This is a genomic window from Xanthomonas sp. DAR 35659, from assembly GCF_041242975.1.
Lineage (GTDB): Bacteria > Pseudomonadota > Gammaproteobacteria > Xanthomonadales > Xanthomonadaceae > Xanthomonas_A > Xanthomonas_A medicagonis.
The window spans coordinates 682,578-696,812 of sequence record NZ_CP162488.1; the positions used below are offsets into that span (position 1 = coordinate 682,578).

8 protein-coding genes and 1 CRISPR repeat array (1 of these 9 cut by a window edge) are annotated in these 14,235 nt (G+C 69.1%); of the genes, 5 read left to right on the forward strand and 3 right to left on the reverse strand.

Features of this window, described 5'->3' with window-relative positions; genetic code table 11:
- Nucleotides 1–255: 255 nt before the first annotated feature.
- Entirely contained in the window at nucleotides 256–1,617 is a 1,362-nt protein-coding gene (locus AB3X07_RS03035) for a VOC family protein (RefSeq protein ID WP_369942624.1), read from the forward strand.
- A 458-nt stretch (nucleotides 1,618–2,075) separates the two neighbouring features.
- On the opposite strand, the gene AB3X07_RS03040 is transcribed toward AB3X07_RS03035, so the two are convergent.
- The 3 genes from AB3X07_RS03040 to AB3X07_RS03050 all read right to left on the reverse strand — a co-directional run bounded on the left by AB3X07_RS03040 (nucleotide 2,076) and on the right by AB3X07_RS03050 (nucleotide 9,971).
- The gene (locus tag AB3X07_RS03040; protein WP_369942626.1) at nucleotides 2,076–5,213 is read right to left on the reverse strand and encodes an efflux RND transporter permease subunit; all 3,138 of its coding nucleotides are present in this window, start codon (nucleotides 5,211–5,213) and stop codon (nucleotides 2,076–2,078) included.
- Between the two features lie 148 nt (nucleotides 5,214–5,361).
- Nucleotides 5,362–8,595 carry an efflux RND transporter permease subunit gene (locus AB3X07_RS03045; protein ID WP_369942628.1) on the reverse strand — a complete coding sequence of 1,078 codons (3,234 nt, stop codon included), beginning with the start codon at nucleotides 8,593–8,595 and terminating at the stop codon, nucleotides 5,362–5,364.
- A 131-nt stretch (nucleotides 8,596–8,726) separates the two neighbouring features.
- A complete protein-coding gene (locus AB3X07_RS03050) occupies nucleotides 8,727–9,971 on the reverse strand; it encodes an efflux RND transporter periplasmic adaptor subunit (protein ID WP_369942630.1) in 1,245 nt (414 codons plus the stop codon).
- A gap of 288 nt (nucleotides 9,972–10,259) precedes the next feature.
- Here AB3X07_RS03050 and AB3X07_RS03055 point away from each other — a divergent pair, with 288 nt between their 5' ends.
- The 4 genes from AB3X07_RS03055 (at nucleotide 10,260) to AB3X07_RS03070 (ending at nucleotide 13,559) form a co-directional block, all read left to right on the forward strand.
- Nucleotides 10,260–11,570, forward strand: coding sequence for a M20 family metallopeptidase (locus tag AB3X07_RS03055; protein ID WP_369942632.1), 1,311 nt, complete (start codon nucleotides 10,260–10,262; stop codon nucleotides 11,568–11,570).
- A 198-nt stretch (nucleotides 11,571–11,768) separates the two neighbouring features.
- Complete coding sequence (queF, locus tag AB3X07_RS03060) at nucleotides 11,769–12,587, forward strand: NADPH-dependent 7-cyano-7-deazaguanine reductase QueF (RefSeq protein WP_369942634.1); 819 nt, start codon at nucleotides 11,769–11,771, stop codon at nucleotides 12,585–12,587.
- A 101-nt stretch (nucleotides 12,588–12,688) separates the two neighbouring features.
- Nucleotides 12,689–12,982: a LysM peptidoglycan-binding domain-containing protein gene (locus tag AB3X07_RS03065; protein WP_369942636.1), complete on the forward strand. Its 294-nt coding sequence runs from the start codon at nucleotides 12,689–12,691 to the stop codon at nucleotides 12,980–12,982.
- 58 nt (nucleotides 12,983–13,040) lie between these two features.
- Nucleotides 13,041–13,559, forward strand: coding sequence for a hypothetical protein (locus AB3X07_RS03070; protein ID WP_369942638.1), 519 nt, complete (start codon nucleotides 13,041–13,043; stop codon nucleotides 13,557–13,559).
- Nucleotides 13,560–13,749: 190 nt separating this feature from the next.
- Nucleotides 13,750–14,235: direct repeats of the CRISPR family, unit length 31 nt; unit sequence GTTTCAATCCACGCGCCCGTGAGGGCGCGAC; it runs 2,173 nt beyond the window's last position.

Genomic DNA, 14,235 nt, shown 5'->3' on the forward strand with positions numbered 1-14,235 from the left:
ATCCCAAAGGGGCTGCGGCTAGACCACCGCAGCTCGGCTGGCGCCATGGCCCCGATACCGCTTCCGTCCCGACTTGCAGCTCGGCCCATCCATCCGCAGCCATGATGGCCGCGGCCATTGCATCCCCATCGCGGCCATCCAGGACGCCTGCCATGGCGACGATCCTCCCACCGACTGGCCGCGCCGCCGCCGCGGCGCGAGAATAGGCGTTCTGCCGGGCCTGTCGCCCGGCGCCACCGTCGCTCCGGACCACCGATGACCACTGCCTTCGTTTCGCCCGATGCCATCCGCAGCCTGTTTGCGCAGGCCATGTCCGACATGTACCGCAACGAGGTGCCGCTGTACGGCACGCTGATGGAACTGGTGGCGCAGGTCAACGCGGCGACCCTGGCCGCCGATCCGGCGCTGGAGGCGCAGTTGCAGCGCAACGACGAACGCGCGCGGCTGGACCAGGAGCGCCATGGCGCGATCCGGGTCGGCAGCGCCGAAGAACTGGCCACGCTGCGCCGGCTGTTCGCGGTGATGGGCATGCATCCGGTCGGCTACTACGACCTGTCGGTGGCCGGCGTGCCGGTGCATTCCACCGCGTTCCGTCCGCTCGACGCGGCGGCGCTGGCGCGCAATCCGTTCCGCGTGTTCACCTCGCTGCTGCGGCTGGAACTGATCGAGGATCCGGCGCTGCGCGCGCAGGCGGCGCAGATCCTGGCGCAGCGGCGCATCTTCACCGACGCGGCGCTGCAACTGATCGAGCGCTGCGAGCGCGACGGCGGCCTGGGCGAGGACGACGCGCAGCGCTTCGTCGCCGAGGCGCTGGAGACCTTCCGCTGGCACAGCGACGCGACCGTGCCGCTGCCGACCTATCGCGCGTTGAGCGATGCGCACAAGCTGATCGCCGACGTGGTCAGTTTCCATGGCCCGCACATCAACCACCTGACCCCGCGCACGCTGGACATCGATGCGGCGCAGGCGGAAATGCTGCGCCGGGGCATCGACGCCAAGGCGGTGATCGAAGGCCCGCCGCGCCGGCGCTGCCCGATCCTGCTGCGCCAGACCAGCTTCAAGGCGCTGGAGGAAACCGTGCGCTTCCCGGCCGGCGACGGCGCCGCCGAGGCCGGCACCCACACCGCGCGCTTCGGCGAGATCGAGCAGCGCGGGCTGGCCCTGACGCCGAAGGGCCGCGCGCTGTACGACGCCTTGCTGGAGCGCGCCCGCGCCGCCGACGGCAGCGCCGGCGGCGATTACGGTGCACGGCTGCAGGCCGCGTTCGCCGATTTCCCCGACGACTACGCGACGCTGCGTCGCGAAGGCCTGGGGTACTTCCGCTACGCGCCGACCGAGGCTGGTCGCGCCGCCGGCGCCGCGGCATTGGCGGACAAGCCCGCAGAAGCGCTGATCGCCGATGGCCTGGCCAGCGCCGATCCGATCGTCTACGAGGACTTCCTGCCGGTCAGCGCGGCCGGCATCTTCCAGTCGAACCTGGGCGGCGGCGAACAGCGCGCCTATGCCGCGCATGCCAACCGCGCGGCCTTCGAGCAGGCGCTGGGCGCGACGGTGTACGACGAGTTCGCGATCTACGCCGACATCGAGCGCACCTCGCTGGACGCGCTGAAGGGCTGACTGAAAGCCCCTCTCCCATCGGGAGAGGGGTGAGGGTCCGGCGCGAAAGCGACTCGCGGAGTTCGGGTGCGCGAGGCTCCGCCCGTACCCTCATCCGCCCCTGCGGGGCACGTTCTCCCGAGGGGAGAAGGAACCGCGTTAGCCCCTCTCCCATCGGGAGAGGGGTTGGGGTGAGGGTCCGGCGCGAAGCGACTCGCGGAGTTTGGGTGCACGAGGCTCCGCCCGTACCCTCATCCGCCCCTGCGGGGCACCTTCTCCCGAGGGGAGAAGGAAGAGCCTAGCCCCTCTCCCATCGGGAGAGGGGTTGGGGTGAGGGTCCGGCGCGAAGCGACTCACGGAGTTGAGTGCACGAGGTTTCGCCCGTCCCCTCATCTGCACTTCGGGGCCACCTTCTCCCTAAACGGAGTCATGGCCCCGATAAGAGAAAGGCGTCGACTTCGGTGAAGCGACTTGGGCGGCTACCGCGGCAACGCCGCCGGCCGCTGCGGCGCTCGGCGCGCCTGCCGTCGCTCGCGCGCCCGTGCCCGGCGCGCGCGCCAGCGCTCGCGCAGGCACGAGAAGATCACATACAGCGCCGGCGTGCTGAGCAGGGTCAGGCTCTGCGAGATCAACAGGCCGCCGATCATCGCGATGCCCAGCGGTCGCCGCAGTTCCGAGCCTTCGCCCAAGCCCACCGCCAGCGGCACCGCGGCCAGGATCGCCACCATGGTGGTCATCATGATCGGTCTGAAGCGCACCACGCAGGCTTCGCGTACCGCCTCCAGCGGCGACTTGCCGTGTTCGCGCTCGGCGACCACGGCGAAGTCGATCATCATGATCGCGTTCTTCTTGACGATGCCGATCAGCAACACCAGCGCGATCATCGAGATCACCGACAACTCGGTGTTGGTCACCCACAGCGCCAGCAGCGCGCCCATGCCGGCGGCCGGCAGCGTGGACAGGATCGTCACCGGATGCACCAGGCTCTCGTAGAGCATGCCCAGCACGATGTACACCACCACGATCGCCGCCAGCACCAGCACCAGCATCGAGTTCGGCTGCAAGGCCACGCCGAAGCCGCCGCCGTCGGCGATGCGGATGTCGCCGGGCATGCGCAGGCCGTCGACGGTGGCCTGGATGATCGCGTCGCCTTCGCCGGTGCTGACTCCCGGCGCCAGGTTGTAGCTCAGATCCATCGTCGTGTACTGGTTCTGGTGGGTGATCTGCGGCGGCGCCAGGCCCGGGACCTGGCGCGCCACCGCGGTCAGCGGCACCATCGTGCCGCCGCGCGCGGGCACGTAGATGCGGTCCAGCGCCGCCGGCGTGGCGGTCTGCTCGGGCAGCGCATTGACCACCACGCTGTACTGGTTGAGGTCGGAATAGATCGTGGAGATCTGGCGCTGGCCGAACGCGCCGTACAGCGCGCCGTCGATGGCGCCGATCGACACGCCCAGGCGCGCGGCCAGGGCGCGGTCGATGACGATGTTCTGGCGCAGGCCGGCGGTGTCCACGTCGGTGCCGACGTCGCGCAGCTTCGGGTTCTTCTTCAGCGCCGCCTGCAGCTTGGGTAGCCATTCCTGCAGTTGCGCGGTGTCGTTGCCCTGCAGCGAGACGCGGTACTGCGCGCCCTGGCTGCTGCCGCCGCCGCCGTCGCTGGGCAGGTCCTGGATCGCGCGCAGGCGCAATTGCAGGTCCGGATAGCGGTCGGCCTTGGCGCTGAGCCGCGACAGCACTTCCGCGGTGGTCTCGGTGCGGCCTTCGTCGCGGCGCTTGAGTTCGATGTTGAAGCTGGCGCTGGAGCCCTGGCGGCTGCTGCCCAGGCGCGCGCCGACGATCTTCACCGCGGGATCGGACATCAGCATGTCGGTGATGCGGCGCTGGCGGTTGACCATGTCGGCGAAGGACACGGTGGCGCTGGAACTGGCGCGGCCCCAGATCAGGCCGGTGTCCTGCGCGGGGAACGAGCCCTTCTTGACCGCGCCGGCCAGGAATACGGTGGCGACAATCAGCAGCAGCGGGGTCAGCGCCAGCAGCAGCGCGTGGCGCAGCGAGAAGTCCAGCGCCACGGTGTACACGCGCAACATGCGCCCGTGCATGCGCTCCAGCCACGCGCCGAAGCGGCCCGGCTTCTCCGGTTCGGCGTGCGCGGACAGGAAGCGGCTGCACAGCGCCGGGGTCAGGGTCAGCGAGACCACCGCCGAGACGCAGATCGCCGCGACCAGGGTGACCGTGAATTCGCGAAAGAACGCGCCGATCATGCCGCTGGCGAACAGGATCGGAATGAACACCGCGACCAGCGAGGCGGTGATCGAGACGATGGTGAAGCCGATCTCGCGCGCGCCGGCCAGTGCCGCGTCCAGCCGCGACATGCCTTCGTCGAGGTGGCGCATGATGTTCTCGATGACCACGATCGCATCGTCGACGACGAAGCCGATCGCGATCACCAGGGCCAGCAGGCTCAGGTTGTTCAGGGTGAAACCCATCACGTACATCGCCAGCGCGGCGCCGGCCAGCGACAGCGGCACGGTGGCCGCGGCGATCAGCGTCGGCGCCAGGCGGCGCAGGAACAGCGCCATGGTCAGCACCACCATCGCCAGGCTGATCAACAGCGTGGCCTGCACTTCGTTGAGCGAGGCGCGAATGGTCGGCGTGCGGTCGAAATACGCCGACATGGTGGTGCCCGGCTGCAGGTAGCCGCGCAGCATCGGGATCTGCGCCTTGACCCGGTCCACGGTCTCCACGATGTTGGCGCCGGCACGGGTGAACACGTACATCACCACTGCCGGCTTGCCGCCGAACCAGGCCGCCTGGTAGGCGTCCTGCTGGCCGTCGTAGACGTTGGCCACGTCGCGCAGGCGCACGGTGCGGCCCTGCTGCTGGGCGATCACCAACTGGCCGAAATCGGCGGCCTTGGCCACCGAGTCGTTGGCGACGATGGCGGTGGTGGAGGTGCCGTCGCTGAGGAAGCCGGTGGGCGAAGTGACGTTGGCCGCGCGCACCGCGTTGCGCAGGTCGTCCGGGGTCAGCCCCATCGCGTTGAGCGCGCGCAGGTTCACGTCCACGCGCACCGCCGGCGTCGAGGCGCCGCCGATGTCGACCGAGGCCACGCCGCTGATCTGGCGCAGGCGCTGCGCCAGCAGCGAGTCGGCGACGTTGTACAGCTCGTCGGCCGATTGCGTGTCCGAGGTCAGCGCGATGGCGATGACCGGATCGTCGTTGGGATTGGCCTTCTGGTAGCGCGGCGTGGACAGGCCCGAGGGCAGATCCGCCTGCGCGGCGTTGATCGCGGTCTGCACGTCCTGCGCGGCCGAATCGATGTTGCGATCGCTCTGGAAGATCATGAACACCTGGCTGTTGCCCTCCGAACTGGAGGACCGCATGGTGTCGATGCCCGGCAACTGGCCCAGGTGCCGCTCCAGCGGCGCGGTGACCGTGGCGGCCATGGTCGAGGCGTCGGCGCCGGCCTGGCTGGCCTGCACGAAGATCACCGGAATCGAGATGTTCGGCAGCGCCGCCACGCCCAGGCGCAGATAGCACATCATGCCGATCACGAACAGGCCGATGGCCAGCAGCGCGGTGCCGATGGGGCGGCGGATGAAGGGCGCGGAGATGTTCATGGGGCCGGGAATCGGGAATGGGGAATGGGGAATGGGAAAGCGGCCTGTCCGCGCGCCGCCGGTTCATTCACTCCATATGGGATGCCCTGAAACCTGATGCCGCACGCGCACCACGATTCCCCATTCCCCATTCCCCGTTCCCGGCCTTTCATGCCCGCCCCTCCGCCACCGCCGCGTGCCGCGCGGCGCGACGCGCGCGCCATGCGCGCACGCGCTCGGAGGCGCGTTCCATGTACAGGTAGATCACCGGCGTCGTGTACAGGGTGACCAGCTGCGACAGCAGCAGGCCGCCGACGATGGCGATGCCCAGCGGCCGGCGCAGTTCCGAGCCGATGCCGTCGCCCAGCGCCAGCGGCAGCGCGCCCAGCATCGCCGCGGCGGTGGTCATCATGATCGGGCGGAAGCGCAGCAGGCAGGCGCGGCGGATCGCATCGTGGGCGTTGGCGCCCTCGCGTCGCGCGTCGATCGCGAAGTCGATCATCATGATCGCGTTCTTCTTGACGATGCCGATCAGCAGCACGATGCCGACGATGCCGTCCACCGACAGGCTCAGTCCGCACAGCATCAGCGCCAGCAGCGCGCCGACGCCGGCCGGCGGCAGCGTGGAGATGATCGTCAGCGGGTGGATGTAGCTCTCGTAGAGCACGCCCAGCACGATGTAGATCAGCACAACCGAGGCCAGCAGCAGCCACACCACGTCGGTCTGGCTGCCGGTGAACTCGGCGGCCTTGCCGATGAACTCGGCATGCACCTGCGGCGGCAGTTGCAGCTGTTCGCGGGTCTGTTCGATCGCCGCCACCGCCTGCGACAGCGAATAGCCCGGCGCCAGGTTGAACGACACCGTGATCGCCGGCAGCTGCTGCTGGTGGCTGACCACCAGCGGCGTGGTCGACAGCTTGGCCTCGGCCACCGCCGCCAGCGGTACCGTGCCGCCGCTGCCGACGGTGATGCCGGTGTTCTGCGCGCCGATGCCGGTGGCGGTGGAGGAGTTGCTGGACGTGGTCTGGCCGAAGCTGGTGGCGTTGCTGGCGGTCAGCGCGCCGCTGCCGTTGCTCGCCACCGCCAGCTGGTTCAGCAGCGCGGTGCTGGTGCGGAACTGCGGCGCCACTTCCAGCACCACGCGGTACTGGTTGAGCTGGGTGAAGATGGTGGAGATCTGGCGCTGGCCGAACGCGTCGTACAGCGTGTCGTCGATGGTCTGCATCGGCACGCCGAGCGCGCTGGCCTTGTCGCGGTCCACGCTCAGCTCCAGCGCGCGGCCCTGGTTGGCCAGGTTGTTGTCCACGTCGGCCAGTTCCGGGCGTTTTCTCAAGGCCTCGGTCAGGCGCGCGGCCTGGGTCGCCAACTCGGCGCTGTCCACGTCCGACAGCGAGTACTGGTATTCGGTCGCGGCCACGCGCGTGTCCAGGGTCACGTCCTGCACCGGCTTCAGGTACAGCGCCACGCCCGGTAGCCCTGCCACCACCTTCTGCAGCCGCGGCAGCACCTCATCCAGGCCCTCGCGGTCGCCGCGCGGCTTCAGCACGATGCTGAGCTGGCCCTGGTTGAGGGTGGGGTTCATCGAGCCGGCGCCGATGAAGGCGGCCACGCCGGTCACCGCCGGGTCGCGGCGCAGCGCCTCGGCCACCGCCTGGGTGCGCTGCTCCATCTGCGGGAACGCCACGTTCTGGTCGGCCTGGACCACGCCGGTGATCAGCCCGGTGTCCTGCTCGGGCAGCAGGCCCTTGGGAATCACCACGTACAGCAGCACGGTCAGCACCATGGTCGCCAGCGCCACCAGCAAGGTCAGCTTCTGGTGGCCCAGCACCCAGTCCAGGCTGCGCTCGTACAGCGCCACGGTGCGCGACCACAGCGTGGTCTTGCCGGCCGCCGCCGCGCGCTCGTGCGCGTCCTCGCCCTCGGGCAGGGCGTCGGGCTTGAGCAGGTAGGCGCACATCATCGGCGTCAGCGTCAGCGACACCAGCATCGAGATCACCACCGCGATGCTCAGCACCCAGGCGAACTCGTGGAACAGGCGGCCGGTGACGCCGGGCATCAGGATCAGCGGCAGGAACACCGCCACCAGCGACACGGTCAGCGACAGCACGGTGAAGCCGATCTGGCGCGCGCCGATCTCCGCCGCCTCGCGCCCGCTCTTGCCCTGCTCGATGTAGCGCACGATGTTCTCGATCATCACGATCGCATCGTCGACCACGAAGCCGGTGGCCACCACCAGCGCCATCAGCGACAGGTTGTCCAGCGACATGCCGGCGAAGGCCATCACCGCGAAGGTGCCGGCCAGCGACAGCGGCACCGCCACCGACGGGATCACCGTGGCCCACAGCCGGCGCAGGAACACGAAGATCACCGCCACCACCAGGACGATGGTCAGGATCAGGGTGAACTTCACTTCGTGCACGGAGGCGCGGATGGTCTCGGTGCGGTCGGAGAACACGTCCAGGTGCACGCCGGTCGGCAGCACGCCCTGCAGTTGCGGCAGGATCGCGCGGATCTGCTCCACCGTCTGCACGATGTTGGCGCCGGGCTGGCGGCGGATTTCCAGCAGCACCGCCGGCTTGCCGTCGGCCCAGGCGGCGAGCTGGTCGTTCTCCACCCCGTCCACCACCTGCGCCACGTCCGACAGCCGCACCGGCGCGCCGTTCTTGTAGCTGATGATGGTGTCGCGGTACTCGGCGGCGCTGGTCAGCTGGTCGTTGGTGCCAATGCTGTAGGACTGGGTCTTGCCGTTGAGCGAGCCCTTCGGCGCATTGACGTTGGTCTGGGTCAGCGCACTACGCAGCGACTCCATGGTCAGGCTCATGTTCGACAGCTGCGCCGGGTTGACCTGGATACGCACCGCCGGGCGCACATTGCCGGCGATCGACACCAGGCCCACGCCCGGCACCTGCGACAGGCGCTGCGCCAGGATCGAGTCGGCGTAGTTGTTGACCTCGCGCAGCGGCAGCGTGTCGGAGCTGAGCTTGAGGGTGAGGATCGCCGCGTCGGCCGGGTTCACCCGGTTGTAGACCGGCTGGTAGGGCAGCGACGAGGGCAGGGTGGACTGGCGGATCGCCGCCTGCACGTCCTGCGCGGCGATGTCGATGTCGCGGTCCATCGCGAACTGCAGGATGATCGTGGACAGGCCCGCCGACGAGTCGGATGTCATCATCTGCAGGCCGGAGATCTGCCCCAGTTGCCGCTCCAGCGGCGTGGTGACCAGCGAGGCCATGGTGCTGGCGTTGGCGCCGGGGTACTGGGTGGTCACCACCAGGCTGGGCGCGTCGATCTCCGGCAGCGCCGACACCGGCAGTTGCCGGTAGCCGAGGATGCCGAGCAGCAGCACGCCGGCCATCAGCAAGGTGGTCGCGATCGGGCGGCGGATGAAGATCGTCGAAAAGCCCACGGGGGTGTCCTTGCTCGGAAGTCGGGAGGAAGCGGGTCGATCGGTGGCCGCGGTGCGCGCGGCCTGTCGCGCGTTGCCGGTCGCGGCGTGCCCGCGCAACGGCGGCGGGGCACCAGGCCCCGCGTCGTCGCTCAGCGCGGTCCGCCGCCGCGACGGCCGCCGCCGCCGTCCTTGCGCTGCTGCTTGTGTTCGGCCGCCTTCAACTCGGCCTCGGTCGGCTGCGGCGGCGCTTCGCCCGGTTTCAGCGGGGTGACCTTGCTGCCCGGCTTGAGCCGGAACTGGCCTTCGGTGACCACCCGTTCGCCGGCCTTCAGGCCCTGCACCAGCTGCACCTGGCTGTCGCCCACTTCCACGCCCTGCTGCACCGTCTGCATCTTGACCGTGTTGTCGCCCTGCACCACGTACACGTAGTCGCCGTCGGGGCCGCGCTGCACGGCCTGGGTCGGCACCACCACGCCGTTGGGCAGGGTGCGCAGGGTCAGCCGCACGTTGACGAACTGGCCCGGCCACAGCGTGCCGTCGGGATTGGGGAACACGGCGCGGACCTTGAAGGTGCCGCTGTCGGCGCTGATCTGGTTGTCGACCACATCGACCTTGCCGTCGCCGGCGATCACGTGCGCGTCGGTCCGGTCCAGCGCCGCCACCGTCAGCGGGCCGGCCGCCTGCGCCTCGCGCAGGCCCTGCAGCTCGCGCTCGGCCAGGGGGAAGGTCACGTAGATCGGGTGGATCTGGGTGATGGTGACGATGTTGCTGCTGGTGCTGACGATATTGCCCACGTCCACGCCGCGGATGCCGGTGATGCCGTCGATCGGGGCGAGGATGCGGGTGTACTGTAACTGCACCTGCGCCGCGCGCATCTGCGCGTCGTTGGCGGCCACCGCCGCCTCGTATTGCGCCACCTGGTTGCGCTGGGTGTCCAGGTCGGTCTTGGCCACGTACTGGCGGTAGGCCGGCGAATCGGAGCGCTGGAAGGTGGAGCGCGCGGTGGCCAGCAGCGCCTGGTTCTGGCGCTTGCTGGCCGCGGCCTGGTCGTAGCTGGCCTGCAGCGAACGCGGATCGATCTGCGCCAGCAGCTCGCCCTTCTTCACTTCCTGCCCTTCGCGGAAGTTCAGGCTCATCAACTGGCCGCCCACCTGCGGATTGACGGTGACCGTGTTGAGCGCGGTCACCGTGCCATTGGCGGTGGCGTAGATCGGCACCGCCTGGCTGCTGGCGGCGACCACGGTGACCGGGACCGGCGTGGTGTCGTCGGCATCGCCCGCCATGCCGGGGCCGCCGCGGTCATGGCCCTTGCCGCCGCGCAGGAAGTGCGCCCCCACGACCAGCACCAGCACCGCTGCGAGGATCAGCAGCGCAATCTTCCAGAAACGCGACATCCGGGGGAACTCCTGTGGCGAAGCGGGGTGGGCGACCCTCCCGCGGTGGCTGGTGCGACACGCGATGAAGCATATCGCCAGCGCCCTGCGATTGGACCATGACTGACGGGACAGGGCGTGCCTGTCGGTGGCAGCGCGTGGCGGCAACGGCAACGCACCGGTGGCGCATCGGTTGACACGGATTCGCAAGGGTTTTTCCGCCGCGGCCGGGGCACGGCCCGGTGCCGGGCTGGCGCGAATGCACTACATTGACTGAACGCCCTGCGAGCCACCCACCGGAGATCGTCCATGCCGCGCCTGTCCCGCCTGCTGTCCGCGATGCTGTTCGCCGTCCCCGCCCTGGCTTGGGCGCAATCCGCCGAACGCCCCGAGGTGACGGCCGCGGCGGCCAAGCTGCAGCCCAAGGTGGTGGAGTGGCGGCGCGACTTCCACCAGCACCCGGAACTGTCCAACCGCGAGGCGCGCACCGCCGCCAAGGTCGCCGAGCGGCTGCGCGCGCTGGGCCTGAAGCCGCAGACCGGCATCGCCCACCATGGCGTGGTGGCGATCGTCAAAGGCGCGCTGCCGGGGCCGAAGATCGCCCTGCGCGCGGACATGGACGCGCTGCCGGTGACCGAGCAGACCGGCCTGCCGTTCGCATCCAAGGCCACCGCCGAGTACCGCGGCGAGACTGTGGGGGTGATGCACGCCTGCGGCCACGATGCGCACACCGCGATCCTGCTCGGCGTGGCCGAGGCGCTGGTGGCGATGCGCGCGCAATTGCCGGGCGAGGTGATGCTGGTGTTCCAGCCGTCGGAGGAGGGCGCGCCGGGCAACGAGGAAGGCGGCGCGTCGCTGATGCTCAAGGAAGGCCTGTTCCGCGACTTCAAGCCCGAGGCGATGTTCGGCCTGCACGTGTTCTCCAGCGTGCAGGCGGGCAAGATCGCGGTGCGTGGCGGCCCGCTGATGGCCGCCTCCGACCGCTTCAGCATCAAGGTGATCGGCCGCCAGACCCACGGCTCGGCGCCGTGGAACGGCATCGACCCGATCGTCGCCAGCGCCGACCTGATCGGTGCGGCGCAGACCGTGGTCAGCCGTCGCGCCAACATCTCCCGGCAGCCGGCGGTGCTCAGCTTCGGCGCGATCAAGGGCGGCATCCGCTACAACATCATTCCCGACGACGTGGAGATGGTCGGCACCATCCGCACCTTCGACGAGGGCATGCGCCAGCAGATCTTCGCCGACCTCAAGACCGTGGCCGAGCACACCGCCGCCGCGCACGGCGCCAAGGCGGAGGCGCACGTGCCCGACCAGGACGGCAACCCGGCCACGATCAACGACCCGGCGCTGACCGCGAAGATGCTGCCCAGCCTGCAGGCGGTGGTCGGCGCCGGCAACGTCTACGAACCGCCGCTGCAGATGGGCGCGGAGGACTTCTCGTTCTATGCGCAGCAGGTGCCGTCGCTGTTCTTCTTCGTCGGCGCCACCGGCCCCGGCATCGACCCGGCGACCGCGCCGAGCAACCACTCGCCGCAGTTCCTGCTCGACGAATCGGCGCTGGACGTCGGCCTGCGCGCGATGCTGCAGGTGTCCCTGGACTATCTGTCCATGAAGCGGTGATTGGGGATTCGGGATTGGGGATTCGTCAAAGCGGTTGGCGGGGGCGGAGATAGCGCCGCACCGCCTGGCGTTTCTGGATCCGGAGGGGTGGGGCAAACCGTCGCGCGCGCGGTATGCCTTTGCCAATCCCGAATCCCAACTCCCCAATCCAGGCCCCATACACCTGCCAGCCAGACCGCCCCCGCTAAACTGGCCGCCATGAACACCCCCCAGGATTCCAGTCTCGGCCGCGAGGTCGCCTATCCGTCGCAGTACGACCCCGCGCTGCTGTTCCCGATTGCCCGCGCCGGCGGCCGCGCCGAGATCGGGCTGGACGCCGCGTCGCTGCCGTTCTTCGGCCTGGACCGCTGGCATGCCTACGAACTGGGCTGGCTGGACGCGCACGGCAAGCCCTGCGTCGCCACCGCCACCTTGCAGGTGCCGTGCACCTCGCCGCACCTGATCGAATCCAAGTCGCTCAAGCTCTACCTCAACTCGCTCAACGCGATGCGCTTCAACAGCGCAGAAGCGCTGCGCGCCTGCATCGTCACCGACCTGTCGGCGCGCGCCGGCGCCGACGTGAGCATGGAGTTCGGCCTGCCGCCGGTGGACCCGCTCGGCGACGGCGAGTCGCTGGACGCGCTGGACATCGCCATCGACTGCTACGGCCCGCCGCGCCCGCAGTTCCTGATCGCCGCGGCCGACGACCTCGTCGAGGAAACCCTGAGCAGCGACCTGCTCAAGTCCAACTGCCCGGTCACCGGCCAGCCGGACTGGGCGACGTTGAGCGTGCGCTATCGCGGCGGCCGCATCGACCGCGAGGGCCTGCTGCGCTACATCGTCAGCTATCGCGAGCACGCCGGCTTCCACGAACAGTGCGTGGAGCAGATCTTCCACGACCTGATGACGCGTTGCCGCCCGCACTCCCTGCAGGTCGAGGCGCGTTACACCCGCCGCGGCGGCCTGGACATCAATCCCTGGCGCGCCACGCCCGACGTGGCCACCCCGATCGCCTTCCACCGCGATCCGCGCCAGTAGCGCCGGCTGAATCGCGGCGGCGTCATTCACGCTTGCGCGATCCCCTTTTAACAAATCGTGTGCAACCGTGGCAGCGTCATCCACGCATGGAGTCACACGCGATGAACAGCGACAAGCGCGCCGATTTTTCGGCGGTCACCGCCAAGGTGGACACCACCGCGGAGGTCGTGCCCAAGGCGGATTTTTCCGCCGTGCAGGCGAGCGTGGACACCACCGCCGAGCAGGTGCAGCAGGTCTACGTGGTCAAGTCGGGCGATTCGTTGTCCAAGATCGCCAAGCTGCACTACGGCGACGGCAACGCCTGGACCCGCATCTTCGAAGCCAACCGCGACGTGCTCGACGACCCGGACAAGATCTATCCGGGGCAGACGCTCAAGCTGCCCGCACGCGCATAGTCAATCCCGCGGCTGGACCTTCTCGCTTTCGATATTCCCTTCAAGGAGCGCTACCTGCATGAAGACCTATTCCAAGACGTTGACCTCGCCGCTGCTGTTGGCCCTGGTCGGCACGCTGGCATTGGCCGGTTGCAAGAAGCAGGAACAGAGCCAGACCACCACGCCCGATCCCACCTCGTCCGCACCGACCGAAACGATGCCGGGCCCGGCCGACACCGGCCAGGCCGCGCCCGCCGCGGCCAATGCGGGTGAGGTGACGGTCGCGTCCGTCGCGGTGGGCAACACCGCCGGCGCGGACAAGACGGTGGCACCACTAACCACGCTGGCCAGCAAGGACACCATCATCGTCTCGGTGAAGACCGAGGGCTCCTCCACCAATACCAGCGTGGGCGCCAAGCTGCTGTTCCAGGACGGCCAGACCGCCGGCGAGCAGAGCGCGACGCTGACCACCGCCGGCGCGGAAACCACCAATATCTCCTTCACCAACCCCAAGGGCTGGCCGGCCGGCAAGTACAAGGCCGAAGTTACCGTGAACGGCAAGCCGGCCGGGACGGTGCAGGAATTCGAGGTCAAGTGACGCCTCCGCATCGCCTAGGGCGATGCAACAGTCACGCACCGCGCCTGCCGTCTCTCTCCCGGCCGGCGCGGTACGCTGGGCGCAGCCGTGAGGCTGCGCCTTTTTTTACGCTGTGGAGGTTGTAGGTCAAGAACGCCACGATTGTGTGGATGCGGCCTCCCCCGCATAGCGGGATGCCGTAAATCTCCAGATTTCAATCCTCACGCCCTTGAGGGCGCGACCTTGTGCTTTAAACATCCGATATCGTGGGATTCGGTGGTTTCAACCCACGCGCCCGTTAGGGCGCGACAGCATCGCCCTAACGGAGCGCCTGACGCAACTGGAGTTGCAATCCACGCGCCCGTGAGAGCGCGACCATCCCCGGGATGTCGGCGCCATACAGCTCATCGAGGTTTCAATCCACGCGCCCGTGAGGGCGCGACCGTACAGGTCGGCCAGCTTCTCCCCGGCCTTGGTCATGTTTCAATCCACGCGCCCGTGAGGGCGCGACAACAGGACGAGTTCACCGCCCCCGACCTGGCGTGGTTTCAATCCACGCGCCCGTGAGGGCGCGACATCGGCGGTTCAGTCATCCGCGAGCGAATCCACGTTTCAATCCACGCGCCCGTGAGGGCGCGACGCCCCCGGCACCACCAGGTTCGGCGCCTGCCTTTCCGGTTTCAATCCACGCGCCCGT